This is a genomic window from Kaistia granuli DSM 23481 (assembly GCF_000380505.1).
In the GTDB taxonomy this organism is placed as follows: Bacteria; Pseudomonadota; Alphaproteobacteria; order Rhizobiales; family Kaistiaceae; genus Kaistia; species Kaistia granuli.
Window position 1 is genome coordinate 413,354 of the sequence record NZ_AQYH01000007.1, and the last position, 16,544, is coordinate 429,897.

General features: G+C 66.5%; 16 protein-coding genes. 6 read left to right on the forward strand and 10 right to left on the reverse strand.

The annotated features are described in order from the left end of the window. The first annotated feature begins 43 nt into the window (after nt 1-43). Nucleotides 44-1,084 (forward strand): YeiH family protein, encoded by a 1,041-nt coding sequence (locus G342_RS0111875; RefSeq protein ID WP_018183365.1) that lies wholly within the window; start codon nt 44-46, stop codon nt 1,082-1,084. Here G342_RS0111875 and G342_RS23975 read toward each other — a convergent pair. Both G342_RS23975 and G342_RS0111885 read right to left on the reverse strand, forming a co-directional pair. Further along, complete coding sequence (locus G342_RS23975; protein WP_018183366.1) at nt 1,047-2,198, reverse strand: GNAT family N-acetyltransferase; 1,152 nt, start codon at nt 2,196-2,198, stop codon at nt 1,047-1,049. The genes G342_RS0111875 and G342_RS23975 overlap by 38 nt on opposite strands. After that, nucleotides 2,195-3,634 carry a lipopolysaccharide biosynthesis protein gene (locus G342_RS0111885; RefSeq protein WP_018183367.1) on the reverse strand — a complete coding sequence of 480 codons (1,440 nt, stop codon included), beginning with the start codon at nt 3,632-3,634 and terminating at the stop codon, nt 2,195-2,197. Before G342_RS0111885 ends, G342_RS23975 begins: the two co-directional genes overlap by 4 nt. Before the next feature lie 149 nt (nt 3,635-3,783). Between G342_RS0111885 and G342_RS0111890 the strand changes: the two genes are divergently transcribed. Then, nucleotides 3,784-4,077 carry a sulfurtransferase TusA family protein gene (locus G342_RS0111890; protein WP_018183368.1) on the forward strand — a complete coding sequence of 98 codons (294 nt, stop codon included), beginning with the start codon at nt 3,784-3,786 and terminating at the stop codon, nt 4,075-4,077. On the opposite strand, the gene G342_RS0111895 is transcribed toward G342_RS0111890, so the two are convergent. The 7 genes from G342_RS0111895 to G342_RS23980 form a co-directional block, all read right to left on the reverse strand. Next, complete coding sequence (locus G342_RS0111895) at nt 4,074-4,604, reverse strand: NADPH-dependent FMN reductase (RefSeq protein ID WP_018183369.1); 531 nt, start codon at nt 4,602-4,604, stop codon at nt 4,074-4,076. The genes G342_RS0111890 and G342_RS0111895 overlap by 4 nt on opposite strands. A gap of 70 nt (nt 4,605-4,674) precedes the next feature. After that, nucleotides 4,675-4,941, reverse strand: a complete 267-nt coding sequence (locus G342_RS0111900) for a hypothetical protein (protein ID WP_018183370.1) — start codon at nt 4,939-4,941, stop codon at nt 4,675-4,677. Nucleotide 4,942: 1 nt separating this feature from the next. Then, a complete protein-coding gene (locus G342_RS0111905) occupies nt 4,943-6,565 on the reverse strand; it encodes an MFS transporter (RefSeq protein ID WP_018183371.1) in 1,623 nt (540 codons plus the stop codon). A 54-nt stretch (nt 6,566-6,619) separates the two neighbouring features. Further along, entirely contained in the window at nt 6,620-7,093 is a 474-nt protein-coding gene (locus G342_RS0111910) for an SRPBCC family protein (protein WP_018183372.1), read from the reverse strand. A gap of 18 nt (nt 7,094-7,111) precedes the next feature. After that, nucleotides 7,112-7,465, reverse strand: a complete 354-nt coding sequence (locus tag G342_RS0111915) for an ArsR/SmtB family transcription factor (RefSeq protein ID WP_026304361.1) — start codon at nt 7,463-7,465, stop codon at nt 7,112-7,114. A 92-nt stretch (nt 7,466-7,557) separates the two neighbouring features. Next, nucleotides 7,558-8,736: a CobW family GTP-binding protein gene (locus G342_RS0111920; protein ID WP_018183374.1), complete on the reverse strand. Its 1,179-nt coding sequence runs from the start codon at nt 8,734-8,736 to the stop codon at nt 7,558-7,560. 5 nt (nt 8,737-8,741) lie between these two features. After that, the gene (locus G342_RS23980) at nt 8,742-10,055 is read right to left on the reverse strand and encodes a D-alanyl-D-alanine carboxypeptidase family protein (protein ID WP_018183375.1); all 1,314 of its coding nucleotides are present in this window, start codon (nt 10,053-10,055) and stop codon (nt 8,742-8,744) included. A gap of 379 nt (nt 10,056-10,434) precedes the next feature. Between G342_RS23980 and G342_RS25290 the strand changes: the two genes are divergently transcribed. Both G342_RS25290 and G342_RS0111935 read left to right on the forward strand, forming a co-directional pair. Then, nucleotides 10,435-11,112, forward strand: coding sequence for an urease accessory protein UreE (locus G342_RS25290; protein ID WP_018183376.1), 678 nt, complete (start codon nt 10,435-10,437; stop codon nt 11,110-11,112). An 83-nt stretch (nt 11,113-11,195) separates the two neighbouring features. Next, entirely contained in the window at nt 11,196-12,365 is a 1,170-nt protein-coding gene (locus tag G342_RS0111935; RefSeq protein ID WP_018183377.1) for a M20 aminoacylase family protein, read from the forward strand. Here the strand turns inward: G342_RS0111935 and G342_RS0111940 are convergent. Next, nucleotides 12,323-13,342: a TerC family protein gene (locus G342_RS0111940; protein ID WP_018183378.1), complete on the reverse strand. Its 1,020-nt coding sequence runs from the start codon at nt 13,340-13,342 to the stop codon at nt 12,323-12,325. The two genes, G342_RS0111935 and G342_RS0111940, sit on opposite strands and share 43 nt — an antisense overlap. Nucleotides 13,343-13,601: 259 nt before the next feature. Here G342_RS0111940 and ilvD point away from each other — a divergent pair, with 259 nt between their 5' ends. Continuing rightward, complete coding sequence (gene ilvD, locus G342_RS0111945) at nt 13,602-15,458, forward strand: dihydroxy-acid dehydratase (protein WP_018183379.1); 1,857 nt, start codon at nt 13,602-13,604, stop codon at nt 15,456-15,458. A gap of 182 nt (nt 15,459-15,640) precedes the next feature. Further along, nucleotides 15,641-16,438, forward strand: coding sequence for an outer membrane protein (locus G342_RS23990; protein ID WP_245557263.1), 798 nt, complete (start codon nt 15,641-15,643; stop codon nt 16,436-16,438). Nucleotides 16,439-16,544 lie beyond the last annotated feature (106 nt).

The window sequence follows — 16,544 nt, forward strand, 5'->3', positions numbered from 1 at the left end:
TTTCGAAATGGATTGCGCGAATGGTTGATCGCATCTTGCGCCCATGAGCTTTTTCGCACGTTTTTTCCTTTCGCATCCCCATTCCTTGGCTCCCGGCCTTGCTGTGACCGCCGCCGTCGCGGTGGTGGCGCTGGGGGTGCAGCCGCTGGAAGCGGCACTGTTCGGCCGTGCCTGGCTGGATGGCGTCGTTCTGGCGATCCTGATCGGCGTCGCCGTCCGTTCGTGCTGGAAACCGGGCGGGGCCTTCCTGCCCGGCATCGACTTCAGCGCCAAGACGCTGCTCGAAGTCGCGGTGATGCTCCTGGGCGCCTCGATCAGCGCCAGTGCGGTTGCCGCGCAGGGCCTGACGTTGATCATCGGCGTCGCGGTCGTCGTCGCCTGCGCCATTCTCGTCAGCTACGGCATCGGCCGACTTATGGGGCTCGAGCGGCGGATGGCGATCCTGATCGCCTGCGGCAATTCGATCTGCGGGAATTCGGCCATCGCCGCCGCCGCGCCGGTCATTCGCGCCGATGGCGAGGACGTTGCCTCGGCCATCGCCTTCACGGCCGTGCTCGGCGTCGTCGTCGTGCTCCTGCTGCCGCTGCTGGTCCCGGTCCTGGGGCTGTCGGATACGCAGTATGGCGTCCTCGCCGGCCTGACCGTCTATGCCGTGCCGCAGGTGCTGGCCGCCACGGCGCCGGTCTCCCTCGTCAGCCTGCAGATGGGCACGCTGATCAAGCTGCTGCGCGTGCTGATGCTGGGGCCCGTCGTTCTCGTCCTGTCCCTGCTCGAGAGCCGGGCGGACAGGACGGAGACCGACGCCGGCCGGCCGCAGCTCCGCCACATGGTGCCCTGGTTCATCCTTGGCTTCCTCGCGCTCGGCGTGCTTCGCTCGGTCGGCTTAATCCCGGTCGTAGTTGCCGAGCATGCGAGCGCCGCCGCCAGCTTCCTGACCGTTCTCGCCATGGCGGCGCTCGGCCTCGGCGTCGACATCCGTTCGGTGGCTCGGGCCGGGATGCGGGTGACCGCCACCGTGGTGCTGTCGCTGCTGTCGCTGGGCGCGATCAGCCTTCTGGCGATCCGGCTGATGCAGATCGGCTGAGGCGGGCGCGCATCGCAGCGACGTCCTTGCGCGCCCGTCGGATCCCGTTTCGCAGGATCGGACGGGCCGCGAGTTCCAGTCGGGCCAGCGCCAGGCCGAGGGCTAGGGCGAAGCCGCCGCCCTTCGGCCCGATTACCAGCGTGCCGATCTCCAGCCGGTCCGGCCACAGATGGTCGACCATCGGGTGGTCGGCGATGGCGAGCGAATCGATCCGCGTGATCGCCGGGTCGGCCATTAGGGCGCGCGAGGCTTCCAGCATCAGGTGGACGCCGGGCGAGAAGCGGGCATAGGCCTCGTCATAGGCGATCTTCCAGGTGACAGCCGTCGCTCCGGCGCGGAAGCTCACCAGCATGGCGATGGCGCGGCCATCGAGCCGGATCGCATGCAGGGCGGCGTCGCCCGTCGCCGCCGCTTTCGTCACCGCCGCGACCGCGAATGCTCTTTCCGCCGGTCTGAGCGTGAGCGCAGTGCCGCGTCGTCCCTTCCAGCCGCTCGCCTCCAGCGCGAAGAAATCATCCAGCGCGGCCGCCACGTCTTGCGGCTGCGTGACATGGTCGAGTGTTACCGTGCCGAGCTCGGCGAGCCGACGGAATTGGCGGGCGAGCTCCTTTCGCTTTTTCGGCGCCAACGGCGGGAGCCGATCCGGAGCATTGTCGGACGCCCGCAGCAGCAGGGCACGCGGGTGTGCGCCGAGGACATTCGTCGGGCGGCCCTCGATCCGAGCCTGCCGCTTGAGCGCCTCGGCGACCGGGCCCGTCAGCGGCAGATAAGGAAAGGCCAGGATGCGACGACCGGGCCTGGCGCCGTCCATGGCGGCGATCAGGGCGCCGGCGGCGGCATCTGGATCTTCCCGGTCGAGCAGCGGCGTGCCGAGCGGGCCAAGCGGATGAACCCAGGCGGCGACGGCCGGTATGAGGTGGCCGAGGCGGGTCGGCCGTATTGGCGCGAGCGCGAGCAGCCGGCCATCCTCTCCCGTGGCGCGGGCAAGGCTTACCTTGCCGTCGGCCAGATGGGCGAGCGCGGCCTGCCGCAGGGCGGAGGCGAAGAAGGGGTTATCCTCGGCGGTGCCGGCTTCCAGCGCCGTCACCTCCGGATCGTCCCTCGGCTCCGTCACGACGGTCTTTCCGTGCGGGACGTCAGCGAGATCGTGCTGTTCCGGCCGATCACATGCAGGATCGAGCAGCGCAGCTTCAGACGCCAGCGGACGGCGAGATAGACGGCGAGCGTCTCCAGAACCAGCGCGAGCGAGGTGGCGATAGCCGCGCCCGTCAGGCCGAAATGCGGGATCAGCGTGTAGTTGAGGATCAGGTTGACGACGAAGGTGCCGGCATAGACGGTGGCGCAGATGCGTTGCTCTCCCGCCATCGTCAGGATGCTCTCGGCCGGGCCGATCGAGGCGCGGATGAGCAGACCGGCGGAGAAGATGAAGATCAGCGGGAAGCCGGAGACAAAGCTCTCGCCAAACATCGACAGCAGGAACCGCCCGCACAGGAGCAGTACCAAGACGGCGGCGACGGACGGCCAAAACGTCCAGTGCAGGGAATCGCGCACCGTCGCCTCGAATCGGGCGCGATCACCGGATGCGTAATATTGCGAGAAGCGCTGCATGGTCGCGGCGCGAACGGCGAAATAGACGAAATGAACCAGCGCCAACGTCTTCACCGTGGCGAAATAGACCGCAACCTCTTCCGGCGCCCGCAACTGGCCGACGATCAGGATGTCGACATTGGTCAGGAGGTTGAAGAAGCCTTCGACCAGGAAGATCGGGAAGGCGACGGCGATCCAGTTCATCGAGCGATAGTGCCGGATGCCGGGCGCCACGACCTTGCGGGTGCGATAGGCGAGCGCCGCCATCTGCAGCAGGCTGGTCAGATAGGTGGCGAGGATCGCCGTGGTCATCGCCGTGGTCGCATTCGGCACGGCGCCCATCTCCAGCGCCAGGAAGGTGAAGGCGATGATCAGGACGGGACGGATGATGAAGGTCGGCCAGAGCGCCAGATCGGCCCAGTTGAAGCCGCGCGCCAGCCCGTCCTGGATTTCGCCGATCGCCAGCATCGGCACGCAGATCGCCGCCAGATAGAGTGGCATGACGTAGTAGTTGGCGATCTGGTCGCGGAAGAGGGCGATGCCGATCAGGCCGATCGCGGCGATCAGCGTCGCCGTCGCCAGGCCATGGACGCGGCTGCCGATGACGATGCCCCGTAGCAGGGCCAGTTCGTTGCGGGCCGCGTATTCCGGCACGAAGCGGACCACGGCGGTCTGGATGCCGAGGCAGGCGAGGCCGCCGATGATGACGGCGCCGACCCAGACGACGACGTAGATGCCATACTCGAACTCGCCCATCCAGCGCGCCAGCAATACCTGGCTGAGATAGGCGATGACGGCGCTGACGATGCGGATGGCGAAGGCGGTCAGCGCCATGCGCTGCGCCACGGCGCGGTCGTCGCGCCCGGTGACGATGCTGTCGCCGACGGCGGCGAAGCGGGCGAGGCGGGCGCGCAGTCGCACCGGCGCCCAGCGCTCGACCATGCCGACGAAGGAAAGACGCACTGAGCAAGCTCCCTTTGCGAGGTTCCGCCACGGCTGGCTGCCTGACAAGCCTGGTCGCGAAGCGTGTCTTCTAGCCCTTTCTGCTTTAAGAAAGCGTTCGCCCGGCGGTGTCCGGGCAGCCCCCATGTCCCGGAGACCAGCCGACCGTTATGCGTGAAGAAGTCGAGGATGGCGCCGATCTCTGGCGCGCCGATCATGTGCTGGACGCGCGCGGGCTGGCCTGCCCCCTGCCGGTTCTGAAGGCGCGCAAATGGATCACCGGCATGGCGGCGGGCCAATTGCTGCTCGTCGAGGCGACCGATCCGATGGCGGCGATCGATATCCCGCATCTCTGCCAGCAGGACGGCCACCGTCTGGTGCGGCAGGACCGCAGCGGCGAGGGCGAGCGTGCGCTGCTGCGCTTCCTGATCGAGCGCGGCGCGGCCGCGGCTCAGCCCGCCTAATTGCTGCCGATCGCGGCGATCAGGGCGCCGAGACCGGCGACGATTTGCGGGCGGATGACGGGATCGGCGGCGATCGTTTCGGCATCGAGCCCCTTGGCGAGCAAGGCTACCGAGATCGCCGCGCTGTCGATCACCCGGCCGGACATCGTCGTCAGCACCAGCCGGAGGGAGGCCTGCGCGTCGGAAGCGCGCGGCGAGGCGTTGAAGAGGGCGATCGGCTTGCCCGGAAACTCATGCCCGCCCACCAGCCAATCGAGCGCGTTCTTGAACGAACCGGGAATGCCGCGCGCATATTCCGGGCAGGAGATCAGGATGGCATCCGCCGCGCCGACCCGGCGGCGCAGATCGGCAACCTCCCCCGGCAGCCCGGCCTGCTCGATGTCGGGATTGAAATGCGGCAGTCGGTCGATGGCGGCATAGTGATCGAAGGCGACGCCTGCCGGCGCAATTCGCTCCGCCGCGCCCAGGAGCGACCGGTTGGAGGATTGCGCGCGCAGGCTGCCACAGAGCGTCAGGACGAGGGGCATGCCGGCTCCGAATCGGTTGGTTCCGAGGGGCCGGCATCATGGTGGCGAATGGGGTGCGTGACGAGGTTGTCTATTGCAGATACTGGATCTTGCCGCTCTTGGTGACGATGCAGTTGAGTTCGCGACCGTCGACCACGAGGCCGACTTCATAACCCGCGCTATGCGGCTTCGAGCGGCGCACCTGGATGGTGCCGCGCAGGGCATTGTTGCTGGTCGCGGCGGCGTTGATACAGATCGTCTGGGCCTCGCTCTTGGAGACGGCAAGTGCCTCGAGGGGAGCCAGGGGTATGGCGAACGCGGCCGCAGCGGCGGCGACCATGAGCATCTTGATCGACATCTCAGTCTCCTTCCGGTTGCATCTGGGACGTCAACGGCGGCTTTTCGGTTCGGTTCCCGACAATCGCCAGGCCTGCTTCAGGCTCCGGCGCGCCGCCCTGGCCGATCGGCCGGACATGTCGCAGCAGAACCAGGTTGAACGCCGCGAGGCCGACCACCAGGACGGCCGAGAAGAGGGCGACCATGTGCATGGCGCTGAGGAAGGCTTCGCGGGCGGCCGCCAGAAGGGGACCCGCCACGGTCGCCTCCAGTTGTGACGCCGCCACGATGGCCCCGGCCAGCGTGTCGCGCGCGGCGGCTATGGCCTCCGGCGGCAGTGCGAGCGGCAGCTGATCTCCGATCTGATGTCGATAGACGGTGGTGGCAAGGCTGCCGAGCGTCGCGATGCCGAGCGCGAAGCCGAGTTCCGCGCTGGTTTCCGACATGGCCGCCGCTGAGCCCGCCTTTTCCGGCGGGGCAGAGCCGACGACGATGCCGCTCGAGAGCGTTACCAGCGGCGTGCCGCCGATGTTCATCAGGGCGAAGCCGACGACAAGAGCGGCGAGCCCCGTATCCGCCCGCACTTGCATGATCAGCAACAGCCCGGCGGCCGAGACCAGCAGGCCGGCGGCGATCAGCGGCGCGGGGCGCATCCGCTGCGCGATCAGCGGCGCCAGCAGGAAGCCGACGACGGAGGCTGCGACGCCCGGCAGCAGCCAGAGCCCCGCCCGAAGCGGCGACAGGCCCATCACCAGCTGCAGGTACTGGCTGATGAACAGCATCAGCGCGCCGGTCAGCGTGATGGCGAACATGCTGCCGACGGCGGTCGCGAAGGCGCGGTTGGCGAACAGGCCGAGGTCGAGCAGCGGATCGTCGAGCCGGCGCTGGCGGATGACGAAGGCAATGCCGAAACAGATGCCGCCCAGAATCGCGGCGATGGGCGCCGCCGCCGGACCGTTCTTGGCGATTTCCTTCAGGCCGAAGATCACCGGCAAGATCGCGCAGAGCGACAGGCCGACGCTTGCGAAGTCGAGCCGGCCGGCATGGGGATCGCGATATTCCGGCAGCAGCGCGGGCGCCGTCGCCAGGAGCAGCACCATGGCGGGCACGCCGAGCAGGAACACCGAGCCCCACCAGAAGTGCTCGAGCATGAAGCCGCCGACCAGCGGACCAACCACCATGCCCGACATGAAGCCGACCATCCAGATCGAGATCGCGAAGGCTCTCTGGCCGGTATCGCGGAACATGTTGGTGATCAGCGCCAGGGCGGAGGGCGCCAGCGTCGCGCCGGCGACGCCGAGAAGGGCGCGCGACAGGATCAGCATCGAGGCCGTGCTCGAGAAGGCGGCCAGAACCGAGGCGATACCGAAGGCCGTGCCGCCGAACATCAGCAGCTTGCGCCGGCCGATCCGGTCGCCGAGCGTGCCCATGGTGATCATGAAGCCGGCCAGCATGAAGCCGTAAATGTCCATGATCCAGAGCTGCTGCGCGCTGTCGGCGCCGAGGCTCTCGCTGATATGGGGCAAGGCGAGGATAACGACCGAGACGTCGATGGAGACGAGCAACGTCGGCAGCGTCAGCACGGCCAGACCGATCCATTCGCGGAGCCCGGCCTTCGGCCCGGCGGCGTGCAGTCCGTCAGTCATCCGCTTTTCCTCCGATCGAACAGGCGGGTACCGGTCGCGCCCCAGCCGATGGCGTCAGGTCGTGGCCGCCTGGCGCTCCAGAACCTTGCCCAGCTGGTCGAGCAGCCAGTTGGTGCCGTGCTCGCGATCCCTGGGGTTGTCTAGCCCGTCGAGATAGGCGCCATGCTCGGTCAGGACGAGCTGCGTGCCGCCGCCCTCCGGCCGAAATTCCACGGTGGCGAGCGAAACGGATATGCGACGGTCGTCGAGATGCATGTCGTAGGCGTAGACGATCCGCTCGTTTGGCACGATGTCTTGGTAGGTGGCGTCATAGCGGTACATCTGGCCGTTCGGTCCGCGCCCTTCGCTATGCTCGTGGCCGCCGACGCGGAAATCGAGCTGAAAAGCCTCGGTTCCCTCGTCCGGCGCGCCGAACCAGGCCTTCTTGCCGTCGGCCGTCGCGAAGGCCGCGAAGACCCGCGAGGGCGCCGCCGGATAGTCCCGGCGCAGCGTGAAGGTGGCGTGGGTGACGGTTCGTTCGGTCATCATTTCTCTCCTTCGGTCGGACTAGGCCGGACCCTCCTGGCCCGGCTCGTCGGTCGACTGGGCGAGATAGGCGCCCAGCCGGTCGAGGCGCCGCTCCCAGAGCATGCGCCGATCATTGACCCATTGCTCGACGCGCTGCAGCGCGCCCGGCTCGATCGTGACGGTGCGAACCCGCCCGATCTTCTCGCTCCGCACCAGGCCGCTCGTCTCGAGGATCTGGAGATGCTGGACCACGGCTGGCAGCGACATGGTGAGCGGTTTGGCAAGCTCGCTGACGGAGGCCGGACCCTGCGACAGACGCTCCACCATGATGCGCCGGGTCGGGTCGGCGAGAGCCTGGAACATCAGGTCGAGCGAGGTTGATTGGTTAAGCATTCACTTAAGTATCAGCGTGCGCAAAGTCTGTCAAGGAAAGGGCCTGGACGCTGCGTTATGACAGGGCTTGCCGTCCGATGGACGGCGGGACGTTAGGGCTTGAAGGTGCCGGAGAAACCGGAAATCGCCAGCGGATTGTCGGCCATGGTCGCCGCGTCGGCGGTGTCCGCCTGCGGCAGGTCGGAGAAGGCGCCGACAATGGCGTGCTCGGCCGTTTCCGGCAGGTCGCGGACGATCAGCACCAGCCGCGAGCGGTGGTCTTCGCTCGGCCAGGCCGACAGGCGGACCGGCGGATGGAAGATCGTCTGCGCCGCCTGGATGACGAGCGGCCGATCAGGCGCGTCGGCGGTCGCCACCAGCCCCTTCAGCCGCAACAGGCTGGCGCCATGCTCGCGGGCGATCCGGTCGAGAAAATCTTCCAGCGCAGCGCGGGCGATCGGTGTCGAGCGCGTCGCCGTGAATGAGCGGATGCGGGCGTCGTGGCGATTGACGTCATGCGGATGCTGGTGGCCGTGCGGATGGGAGTGGCCGTGATCGTGATGGTGATCATGCCCGTGGTCGTCGTGGGCGTGGGCGTGCGCTTCCGCCGCCAGCCAGCCGGCGACGTCGGCGATCTTGCCGTCGGTCGAGAAGGGCTGGGTGTCGAAAAGCGCCTGCGGCAACGCCTCGCCCTTGGCAGCTTCGAGGATGCGCGCGCCGGGGTTCAGCCGGCGGATCCGCGCGGCGATCGCCGGATCGGCGTCCGGCAGGTCGGTCTTGGTCAGCACGATGCGATCGGCGACGGCGATCTGCCGGGCGGCCTCGTCCGCCATTTCGATGGTGCGGTCGCCATGCACGGCATCGACCACCGTGACGACGCCGTCGAGCCGGTAGCGCAGCGAAAGATAGGGATGCAGCAGCACGCTCTGCAGCACCGGCGCCGGATCGGCGAGGCCGGTGGTCTCGATCACGAGGCGATCGAGGCGCTCGATGCGGTGATTGTCGAGCGCCCGCAACAGGTTCTCCAGCGTCGTCACCAGCTCGCCGCGGATGGTGCAGCAGAGGCAGCCCGACGACAGTTCGATGATGCCGTCCTCGGATTCGCCGACCAAAAGGTGGTCGAGGCCGATCTCGCCGAATTCGTTGACGATGACGGCCGTGCCGGCGAGGTCGGGATCCCGGAGCAGCCGGTTGAGCAGCGTTGTCTTGCCGGCGCCGAGAAAGCCGGTCAGCACCGTCAGCGGGATCGGCTTGGGGCGCTGCCGGGGCAGGCCCGGTGCGGCCGTGGTCATGGGCGTCACTGCGTGATGGCGAGGGCGGAGTCGGGCAGGGGCGCGAAGTCGGTGGAATCGAACGGCACGCCCACCTCGAGCTTCGGCTTCGCCGCCGGCTTGGCGGTCGCCTTGGCCGGGACGGGCTTCTCGGCGTTCTTCTTCGGCTTCGGAGCCGGCTTGGCTGCCGCCGCCTTCTTGTCCTTGTCCTTCTTGCCGGCCTGCTTGCTGCCCTTCTTCTTGGCGGCCTTCGCTGCGGCTGCGGCTTCGGCCTCGGCGATCTCCTGCGCCTGCGCTTCGGCCGGCGACAGTATCGAGCCATCGGGCTTTCGCACGCCCAGAATGCTGACGACCACCGGCTCCATCAGCTTGACGCGCGGCTGCAGGGCGCTCGGCAGCGCCGCGTTCTGCGCGGCGTCCGCCTCATGCTCGCCGCGTTCCTTGCGGGCGCAGATGTCCTGCCGCATGTTGATCGGGCCGGCGACGGGCGAGTTGCCGCGATAGTTGGCGAGCGACGGGCGCAGGCCGGTCAGCGCCAGACTGCCGAAGCTCTGGTTCATCAGCCGGGCCGCCAGTTCGGCGCGGTCCTTGGCATTGGGGGCGCCGAGCACGACGGCGGCGAGCGTATGACCGCCGCGCGAGGCAGTTGCCACGACGTTGAAGCCCGAGGCGCAGATGAAGCCGGTCTTCATGCCGCTGGAGCCGGGATAGCGCTCGAGCAGCGAATTGGCCGACTTCATGACGCGGTCGCCGGAGCGGATCGCCGTGATGCCGTAGAGCTGGCGGCGATCGGGAAACTCGGTCCAGAGCGCGCGGGCCAGCACGGCGAGATCGCGCGCTGTCGTGTACTGCCCTTCGCCGGGCAGGCCGTTCGGATTGATGAAATGGGTCGAGGCCATGCCGAGCCGGGCCGCCTCGGCGTTCATCATGGCGACGAAGCCTTCCTCGCTGCCGCCGATGGTCTCGCCGATCGCCATGGCGATGTCGTTGGCCGAATGGACCATCATCATCTTCAGCGCATTGTCGAGATCGATGATGGTGCCGACCTTGAAGCCCATCTTGCTCGGCGGCTCGTTCAGCGCGTGGCGCGAGACGACGACCTGGGTGGACATGTTCACGCGGCCGTCGCGCAGCGCCTTGAACACCACATAGGCATTCATCAGCTTGGTGATCGAGGCGGGATACCAGAGCTGGTGCGGGTTGCGCTCCGCCAGCACCTTGCCGCTGTCGAGATCGACGACGATGTAGGGCGTCTCGATCGCCGCGGCCGTGTTCGCGCCAAGGCCGATCAGCAGGAAAAGGGCGAGAAACCGGGCGATCGATCGGGTCACGAGGTGCATGTCAGGCTTTGTCCGTCTCGGGAAGTCGCGAGGCCGGCAGCACCGGCGCGTCCGTCCTGAATAACCGATCTGCGCCGGACTTGGCAAAGCGGCGGATTGGCCGGCGGCGATCGGAAACGCGAAGTTATTGGAATATGGAATGAAATGCGCTTTTGTCGCGGCCGCGCCGAAAGGCGGGTCGGTCAGGCGATAACGCGAAAATCTGGCAGAGACTCAGCGAGGACCATCCTGCCCGGGACACCCGACCGTGGCGTGACGCTGCGTTATGTTTTAGAACTTGCAGGGATTGGGTCTGGGATCGCAGCGTTTGTGCCTTTCTCCCCCATATCGAGGGATCTGCCGAGGCGCGGGCGCGGGGCTTCTTCTGAAGAGGTGCTGTATGATCCGCGCAACCTCCGTTCTTCCCGCCGGCACCTGGGCCGGCACACCCGCCGACACGGTGCTGCTCGACTTCGAGGCGCGTCGCCGCCGACGTGTCGCCATGTCGGCCAAGGGCGGCATGTCCTTCTTTCTCGATCTGCCGGCTTCGACAGTGCTGCGACAGGGGGACGGCCTGCTGCTTGAGGATGGCCGCGTCGTCCTCGTCGAGGCGGCGGTCGAGCCGCTCGCGGATATCGCCGCCCCCGATGCCGCAACGCTCGCCCGGCTCGCCTGGCATCTGGGCAATCAGCGCCTGCCGACCCAATTGCTTGGCGACCATTTGCGGATCCGGCGCGATCCGATCGTCGAGGCGGAACTGGTCGAGCGTGGAGCCCGGATTGCACCGGTCGTCGCTGCCTTCGATCCGGAAGCGGATGCCGTCGGTCCGGGTGGTCCCGGATTCTGGCACAGCGTGGAATTCTCGCACGGCCAGGGATTCTCGCGTCATTCCAGCTTTTCGCATCACAGCGGCGACGGCTTCGCCGGCGCCTATGGCCATTCCTATGCGAGCAGCAGCCATGCGCCGTCATATGCTGATACGACGTCGGAGCCCCCTCATGATCCCGGTGGCGGCCCGTCTCACCCGGACTGGGACGAGGCCGACGCGCAGGACGGGCAAGACCATCGGCCGGGGTGAAGCGTCGCTGAACCCGGCCCGTGATTTTCTGTTGCGGCGCAGCTAGAGTGGGACTTCGCTTTTGTGACCTGCGGAGTTCCGGAATGCCGATCGTCAACCGTCTGGCCGAGTATCAGGACGAAGTCGCCGCCTGGCGGCACGATCTGCACCGCCATCCGGAGATCCTGTACGACGTGCACCGCACGGCGGCGAGCGTGGCGGAGCGGTTGGAATCCTTCGGCGTCGACGAGGTCGTGACCGGCCTCGGGCGGACCGGCGTCGTCGGCGTCATCCGGGGACGGCGGGGCGAGGCGACGCGCACCATCGGCCTGCGCGCCGACATGGATGCGCTGCCGCTGACGGAGATCACCGGCAAGCCCTATGCGTCGACGATACCCGGCAAGATGCACGCCTGCGGTCATGACGGCCATACGGCCATGCTGCTGGGCGCCGCCAAATATCTAGCCGAGACCCGCAATTTCGACGGCACGGCGGTGGTGATCTTCCAGCCGGCCGAAGAAGGCGGCGGCGGCGGCAAGGCGATGATCGAGGACGGCCTGATGGACCGCTTCGGCATCGACGAGGTCTATGGCATGCACAACATGCCGGGGCTCGATATCGGCAAGTTCGCCATTCGGACGGGCCCGATCATGGCGGCGACCGACGAGTTCAATTTCGTCATCGCCGGCCGGGGCGCCCATGCCGCGAAGCCCCATTCCAGCATCGATCCGATCGTCATCGGCGCGCATCTCGTCCAGGCGATGCAGACGATCGTCTCGCGCTCCGTCGATCCGCTGGAATCCGTCGTCGTCTCGGTGACGAAGTTCAATGCGGGCGAGGCCCACAACATCATCCCGCAGGAGGCCTTCCTCGGCGGCACCGTGCGGACGCTGACCTCCGAAATGCGCGATCTCGCCGAGACGCGTATCCGCGAGATCGCGGCCGGCATCGCGGCCGTCTACGGCGCCCGCATCGAGGTCGACTACGACCGCAACTATCCCGTGACGGTCAACCACGACGCCAACACGGCTTTCGCCGCCGATGTGGCGGCGGAGGTCGTCGGCGCCGACCGCGTCGATCGCGCGGTAGCGCCGATGATGGGCGGCGAGGATTTCTCCTACATGCTGGAGAAGCGCCCCGGCGCCTTCATCTTCATCGGCAACGGCGATTCGGCCGGGTTGCACAACCCGGCCTACGACTTCAATGACGAAGCCTTGCCGATCGGCGCATCCTACTGGGTGCGGCTGGTGGAGACGTCGCTGGCGCCGGCCTGAGCCGCCGCCTTGTCGTCCTTGCGCGTCTTCCAGAGCGAAAGGACGACGCCCGCGGCGAGGATGCCGATGGTCGAGCCGAGCGAGACGAAAGTGTTCACCGGGCCGACGAGGTGGGTCCAGAAGATCTTGCCGCCGACGATGACCAGCACCAGAGCCAGCGCGTATTTCAGATAGTCGAAGCGGTGGACCATGGCGGCGAGCGCGAAATAGAGCGCGCGCAGGCCGAGGATGGCGAAGATGTTCGAGGTGTAGACGAGGAACGGATCGGTCGTGATGGCGAACACGGCCGGCACGCTGTCGACCGCGAAGACGATGTCGGCGATCTCGATCGAGACCAGTGCCAGGAACAGCGGCGTCGCGACCCAGTGGGCCTTGCCGTCCGCCTTCTTCACATGAGTGAAGAAGTTGTGGCCGTCGAGCGTCGGCGAGACCGGAATGGCCTTGCGCACGAATTTCAGGATGCGGCTCTTCTCGAGATCCATCGGTTCGTCGCCGGCGAACATCATCTTGATGCCGGTGAAGATCAGGAAGGCGCCGAAGAAATACAGGATCCAGCCGAAGGACGAGATCAGAGCCGCGCCGAGGCCGATCATGACGGCGCGCAGTACCAGCACGCCCAGGATGCCCCAGAACAGCACCCGATGCTGATAGGCGCGCGGGATGGCGAAGGCGGAGAAGATCAGCGATATGACGAAGATGTTGTCGAGCGCCAGGCTCTTCTCGACCACGAAGCCGGTCAGGAAGAGCATGCCGGACTCGGCGCCGAGATCCCACCAGACCCACGCGCCGAACAGCAGGGCGACGGTGATGTAGAAGGTAGAGAGGATTAGGCTGCGGCGAATGCCGATTTCATGATCGCCGCGGTTGAGGACACCGAGGTCCAGCACCAGCAGCACCACGACGACGCTCATGAAGAGCGTCCAGGCACCAACGGAATGACCGAGAAAATCGGCGGCGAAATACGATGCTATATCCATGGACCACGAGCAGATGTCGCCGGGCCAAAAGGCGTTAATGGGTCCGACATCACGGTGGGCGACGCACCGCCAGAGGGGCCCGGACCCCGCTCGTAGGGAGGACATGGCACTCTGACCGGGTGCGTGCAAGGCCGAAGGCGAGAAATTTTCTCGACATCCCGGTATCTTTGGTGCAACCAACCCTAACCACTTCCCTCGGACGCTCCGCTCGATCGGCGGCGCCCTATAGGAGGGAAAACGCCTGCAGATCGAGGTCACCATGCCCGCCTATCGTTCTCGTACCACCACCCACGGCCGCAACATGGCCGGAGCGCGCGGCCTTTGGCGCGCCACCGGCATGAAGGATGGCGATTTCGGCAAGCCGATTATCGCCGTGGTGAATTCGTTCACCCAGTTCGTGCCGGGCCACGTCCATCTGAAGGACCTCGGCCAGCTGGTGGCGCGCGAGATCGAAAAGGCCGGCGGCGTCGCCAAGGAGTTCAACACGATCGCCGTCGACGACGGCATCGCGATGGGCCATGACGGCATGCTCTACTCGCTGCCCTCGCGCGAGATCATCGCCGACTCGGTCGAGTACATGGTCAACGGCCATTGCGCCGACGCCATGGTCTGCATTTCGAACTGCGACAAGATCACCCCCGGCATGCTGATGGCCTCGTTGCGCCTCAACATCCCGACGATCTTCGTCTCCGGCGGCCCGATGGAGGCCGGCAAGGTCGTGCTCTCCGATGGCAAGCTGCATGCGCTCGACCTGGTCGACGCCATGGTCGCCGCAGCCGACGACAGCATGTCGGATGCCGATGTCACGCTGATCGAACAGAATGCCTGCCCGACCTGCGGCTCGTGCTCCGGCATGTTCACGGCCAATTCGATGAACTGCCTGACCGAGGCGCTCGGCCTGTCGCTGCCCGGCAACGGCTCGACGCTGGCGACCCACGCCGATCGCAAGCGCCTGTTCATCGAGGCCGGCCACCAGATCGTCGACATCACCCGTCGCTATTACGAGCAGGACGACGCGAGCGTGCTCCCGCGCAACGTCGCCTCGTTCGGCGCGTTCGAGAACGCCATGACGCTCGACATCGCCATGGGCGGTTCGACCAATACGGTGCTGCACATCCTGGCGGCGGCGCATGAGGGCGAGATCGACTTCGACCTCGACGACATCGACCGCCTGTCGCGCCATGTGCCGGTGCTCTGCAAGGTCGCGCCGGCCAAGCAGGACGTCCACATGGAGGACGTCCACCGCGCCGGCGGCATCATGGCCATCCTCGGTGAGCTCGCGCGCGGCGATTTGCTGAATCTCGACCTGCCGACCGTCCATTCGTCGACCATGGCCGAGGCGATCGCCCGCTGGGACATCCGCCAGACCAACAGCGAGAGCGTGCGTGAATTCTATCGGGCGGCGCCCGGCGGCGTGCCGACGCAGGTGGCTTTCAGCCAGGACAAGCGCTGGAGTGAGCTCGACCTCGACCGCGAGAAGGGCGCCATCCGCGACGTGCCGAATGCCTTCTCGAAGGATGGCGGCCTCGCGGTCCTGAAGGGCAATATCGCGTTGAACGGCTCGGTCGTGAAGACGGCCGGCGTCGACGAGTCGATCCTGAAGTTTACCGGCCCGGCCGTGATCTTCGAAAGCCAGGATGACGCCGTGCTCGGCATCCTGAACAAGAAGGTCAAGGAAGGCGACGTCGTCATCATCCGCTACGAAGGGCCGCGCGGTGGCCCCGGCATGCAGGAAATGCTCTATCCGACCAGCTATCTGAAGTCGCGCGGCCTCGGCAAGGCCTGCGCGCTGGTCACGGATGGCCGTTTCTCGGGCGGCACGTCGGGCCTGTCGATCGGCCATGTCGCGCCGGAAGCGGCGGCCGGCGGCGCCATCGGCCTGGTCGAGGAAGGCGATACGATCGAGATCGATATCCCGAACCGCGTGTTGCGTATCAAGATCTCCGACGAGGAGCTTGCCGCGCGCCGCGTCGCCATGGACGCCCGTGGCAAGGATGGCTGGAAGCCGACCAAGCCGCGCAAGCGCAACGTGACGACGGCGCTCAAGGCCTATGCCGCGATGGCGACCAGCGCCGACAAGGGCGCGGTCCGCGACGTCAGCCGCTTCGACGTCTGAGCGAACGCTGCTGCGGAATGAAAAAGGGCGCCTCTTGGGCGCCCTTTTTGTTGCGCTTCGGACGGGCAGCGATCGCCTTTGCGCGCCCGTTGCCGCGAACGAGGGTAGTCTCTGAGTATAATTCGTAGGCCATACGACATGAATTTTGGTTTCCGTTCGAAAGGAAACAACGTAGGATTGTGATGGCATCTCCTGTCGACGATGACGGGTTGAGATTTTTTGGGGGGCTGTGGATGTATCGGAATGTTTTGGGCGGCAGCGCGCTGGCCGCCTTGCTGCTGGGATCTGGCGTGGCCAATGCGGCCGACCTCACCTATGAAGCGCCGCCGATCGAGGAAGCGGCGCCGGCTTTCAGCTGGAGTGGGTTCTATGCCGGTGTTCATGGCGGGTATGCCTGGGGCAGCCAAGACAATGACCATAACAGGTTGGTGAGCGACGGATCCGTGCCCTTGACGTTCGACGACGATTTCAGCGTCGACGGCTTCCTCGGCGGTATCCATGCCGGCCATAATTGGCAGTCCGGCGCTTTCGTCTATGGTGTTGAGGGCGATTTCGACTTCACCAACCTCAAGGGGTCGGGCGACTTTACCGGCTATTTCGACGGGACGGGCACCTATCCCGACGGTAATCTTGAGCTGAAGAGCCAGTGGCAGGCGTCGGCTCGCCTGCGCGCTGGCTACGCGATGGACCGGACCTTCGTCTATGGAACCGGCGGTATCGCTTTCGCGGATGGCAAGTTGACTTCGTCCGGAACGAACTTCGACTGGCCGAACCAGAGCTTCAGCTCCGACGACCGCAACACGCATGTCGGCTGGACGATTGGCGTTGGCATCGAGCATGCCCTCACCGACAAGTGGCTCGTGCGCGCCGAATACCGCTACACGGATTTCGGCAGCAAGACCTATCAGCTGATGGAGGGACCGGTTGATGTGAGCTGGAGCCAGTCGGCGGTCCTGGCGGGTCTGAGCCGCAAGTTCTGATCCACCGCGTTTGACCGAAAGGGCGCGGCCGGGCCGCGCCCTTTTGATTTTCAGCCGTGCCGATGTCGGACGCGTCTTTTTTGGACATCGCACCGGCCACGACATC